The organism is Brevundimonas sp., assembly GCF_013823285.1.
In the GTDB taxonomy this organism is placed as follows: Bacteria; Pseudomonadota; Alphaproteobacteria; order Caulobacterales; family Caulobacteraceae; genus Brevundimonas.
Window position 1 is genome coordinate 1 of record NZ_PNLV01000167.1, and the last position, 3360, is coordinate 3360.

Annotated in this window: 3 protein-coding genes; 2 read left to right on the top strand and 1 reads right to left on the bottom strand. The window is 69.0% G+C overall.

Annotation, left to right across the window (positions count from 1 at the left end):
* A partial coding sequence (locus C0461_RS13940) for a DEAD/DEAH box helicase family protein (RefSeq protein ID WP_292107854.1) occupies nucleotides 1–1016 on the bottom strand: 1016 nt, incomplete at its 3' end.
* A 109-nt stretch (nucleotides 1017–1125) separates the two neighbouring features.
* On the opposite strand from C0461_RS13940, the gene C0461_RS13945 reads away from it, so the two are divergent.
* Both C0461_RS13945 and C0461_RS13950 read left to right on the top strand, forming a co-directional pair.
* Nucleotides 1126–1905, top strand: coding sequence for a CPBP family intramembrane glutamic endopeptidase (locus C0461_RS13945; protein ID WP_292107856.1), 780 nt, complete (start codon nucleotides 1126–1128; stop codon nucleotides 1903–1905).
* A gap of 31 nt (nucleotides 1906–1936) precedes the next feature.
* Nucleotides 1937–2671, top strand: a complete 735-nt coding sequence (locus C0461_RS13950; protein ID WP_292107858.1) for an extensin family protein — start codon at nucleotides 1937–1939, stop codon at nucleotides 2669–2671.
* Nucleotides 2672–3360: the final 689 nt, after the last annotated feature.

Genomic DNA, 3360 nt, shown 5'->3' on the forward strand with positions numbered 1-3360 from the left:
GTTTCCTTGAGCTCGGCCTTGATGCCGGTGATGGCCTGGTTGAGCGTGGGGCGCGGGGTCACATAGTGGCTGGCCGCATAGACGGTGATCTCGGTCAGGTCGGCGGTCTTCTTGCCGGTGAGGGGGTCGAACTCGGCGATGGACTCGATCTCGTCGCCGAACAGGCTGACGCGCCAGGCGCGGTCCTCCTGGTGGACCGGGAAGATCTCGAGGGTGTCGCCGCGCTTGCGGAACATGCCCCGGTCGAAGGCGGCGTCGTTGCGCTTGTACTGCAGCGCGATCAGGTCGGCCCGCAGCTTGGACTCGTCGATGGTCTGGCCCACCTTCAGGTCGAAGGTCATGGCCGTATAGGTCTCCACCGAGCCGATGCCGTAGATGCAGCTGACCGACGCCACCACGATCACATCGTCCCGCTCCAGAATCGACCGCGTCGCCGAGTGCCGCATCCGGTCGATCTGCTCGTTTATACTTGAATCCTTCTCAATATAGGTGTCTGTTCTTGGAACATATGCTTCCGGTTGATAATAATCGTAATAGGATACAAAGTATTCGACTGCATTATCGGGGAAGAAAGACTTGAATTCTGAATAGAGCTGGGCGGCCAGGGTCTTGTTGTGGGCCAGGATCAGGGCGGGGCGCTGGGTCTGTTCGATGACCTTGGCCATGGTGAAGGTCTTGCCAGAGCCGGTGACGCCCAGCAGCACCTGATCGCGCTCGCCGGACTCGGCGGTGGCCACCAATTCGGCGATGGCGGCGGGCTGGTCGCCGGCGGGCTCGAACGGCGCGACCATGCGAAAGGGCGTCTTCACCCGCTTGTCGGGGCGCGAGGGGCGGTGCGGCGTCCAGTCGGCGTCGACGCCCGGCGCGATCTCGGCCGTGAGGCGCGGGCCGGTGATCGGTGCAAGCATGGGATCCTGGCCGCGCTTTTTCGGCGCGTCGTGCACGAAGGTCCCCGACATGTCGGACACGCCCGGGGTGTGGACGGGCTTTGCGGATTTCGAGGGAGAACGGGCCATGAACGCCAAGGTAGTGACGCGGGAGGCGGGAGGCTAGGGGGCAGGCGCAGGCGGGCTCGACGTGGGGCGGAAACAGGCTAGACAATAAGGCCTCAACGGAGGGCGTGACGTGGCGGAAGCGGAGAAGGAGACCCACTGGCGGGCGCCCGGGGCGTTGCTGGCGGCGGGGGCGGTGACGGCGGCGCTGGTGTGGGCGGCGTTCAGCGGGCAGGTGATGAGGCCGCACCTGACGGGGATCCAGACGCCCTATCTGGCCTCGGTGCTGGTGAACCTGAGCGATCTGGTCGTGATGGCGGGGCTGCTGATGCTGGCGGCGCGGGCCGGGCCGGGGCGGGTGTTGGGCCTGACGGGTCTACGGGCGCCGGTGGTGCGGCCCTTGATCTGGGCGGCGGCGCTGTTCGTTCCCGCCCTCCTCATCGCCGCCGTGGCCGCGCCGATGTCGCGGGGGTTCACCGGGCTGGACCTGTTCTGGCAGGGCGTGGGCTTTCCGGTGATCGAGGAGGTGATCTATCGGGGGCTAGCGGTGGGGGCGCTGATCCTGTGGGCGGGCTGGCGATGGTGGGCGGCGTGCCTGCTGCCGGCGCTGCTGTTCGGTCTGGTGCATGCGGGGCAGGGGACCGAGCTGATGGAGGTGGCCGGGATCGTGGCGATCACGGGGCTGGGCGGGCTGCTGTTCGGCTGGCTGTTCGTGCGGTGGGGCTTCAACCTGTGGCCGCCGATCCTGCTGCACGTGGGCCTGAACAGCCTGTGGATCGTCTTCGCCCTGGGCGAGACGGCGCTGGGCGGCTGGCTGGGCAACGGCCTGCGGCTGGCGGTGGTCGTCGGGGCCATCGTCCTGACTGTGGTGATGACGCGGCGGCGGGCGGCGGAGGCGGCCCCGATCGGGTAAGCTGGGCGCCCCGACTCACCCCGGAGGCCCCATGCGCGCCCTCGCATCCCTGTTGCTGATCCTGCTGCTGGCCGGGTGCGGGCGGATGCTGCCCGACCCGCAGCCGGGGCCCTACCAGCCCGGGCCGACCCCGTCGGGGGCGCCGCCGGCGTCCATCAGCGAGGTGCTGATCGACCGGCCCATCGACGGGCGGACCCAGGGGGCGGTGCTGAGCGAGGGCGGCCACCTGGGGCGCTGCCTGGCCCAGCTGTCGGCGGCCAGGGTGCGCTTCAGCCCCCGGCCCGACGAGGCGCGGGGCGGTGCCTGCGGCCTCTACGACGCCGGGACCCTGGGGCCGGACATGGGCACGGTGGCGCGCATGACGCCGGGCGACCCGGTGGTGACCTGCCAGACGGCCCTGGCCATCAGCATCTGGCGGCGCCAGTCGGTGGAGCCCGCCGCCCGGGAAATATTCGGACAAGACGTTGTGTCTATTGATCATTTCGGCACATACGCCTGTCGCCCGGTCAACAATATGGCCGGCAATCGCCCCAGCGCCCACGGCCTGGCCGCCGCCCTGGACTTCTCGGGCGTGCGCCTGAGGGACGGCCGCCGCATCACCGTGGCCGGCGACTGGAGCGGAAACGGCCCGGAAGCCCGCTTCCTGCGCCGCATCCGCGACGACGCCTGCCGCATCTTCGGCACGGTGCTGAGCCCCGACTACAACGCCTTCCACGACGACCACCTGCATCTGGAGGCCACGGGGGGAAGGGCGTTCTGCCGCTGATCCGCCCCCGAAGCGCAGCGCCCGGGGGAGGGGGACCGCCGTCAGGCGGTGGAGGGGGCCGGTCTCAAGCGTCGGCGGATGGGGTTGGCCCCCTCCACCACTTCGTGGTCCTGTCGTCGGATCGGCTCCGCCGCTCCTTCCTCCACCCCCGACGGGGGAGGAAAAACAGGGTCCGAATAGTGCGAATTGTCCGAAACCGGTGAGACTCCCGGCGCGAAAAACAGTGCAACGGGAGTCTCATTTTTCGGCTCAAGGGACTGATTTCGCGGGGGTCCGACGCGAGCGTGAGACTCCGGATGCGAAAAACAGTGCAACCGGAGTGCAACGGCCCCTCTCCCGGTGGGAGAGGGCTGCGCGCCGCGGGATGCGAAGCAGGCCGCTTCTTCGCGCGCAGGGTGAGGGTCGGGTGGTGGCCGTCTGAAACAGACGACCCTCAACCCCCGCGCAAGAACCTCCCCCCGGAACAAGTCCGGGGTCCGGTGCGCGGGTCCCCCTTCTCCCATCGGGAGAAGGAAAACAGTCCAGTGGTTCAATGCGCCTCCTGTGCGGCCCGGGATGACCGGACAGGATAAACGCGCGCCGGAGAGGTGGGCGCAAAAAGCCGGGAGAAATCGGCGGGGCGTTGTGGGGCAGGGGATTGGGTGGGGAAAATGGGGGGATCAGGCCGCGCGGCGGGCGGCGAAGGTCCC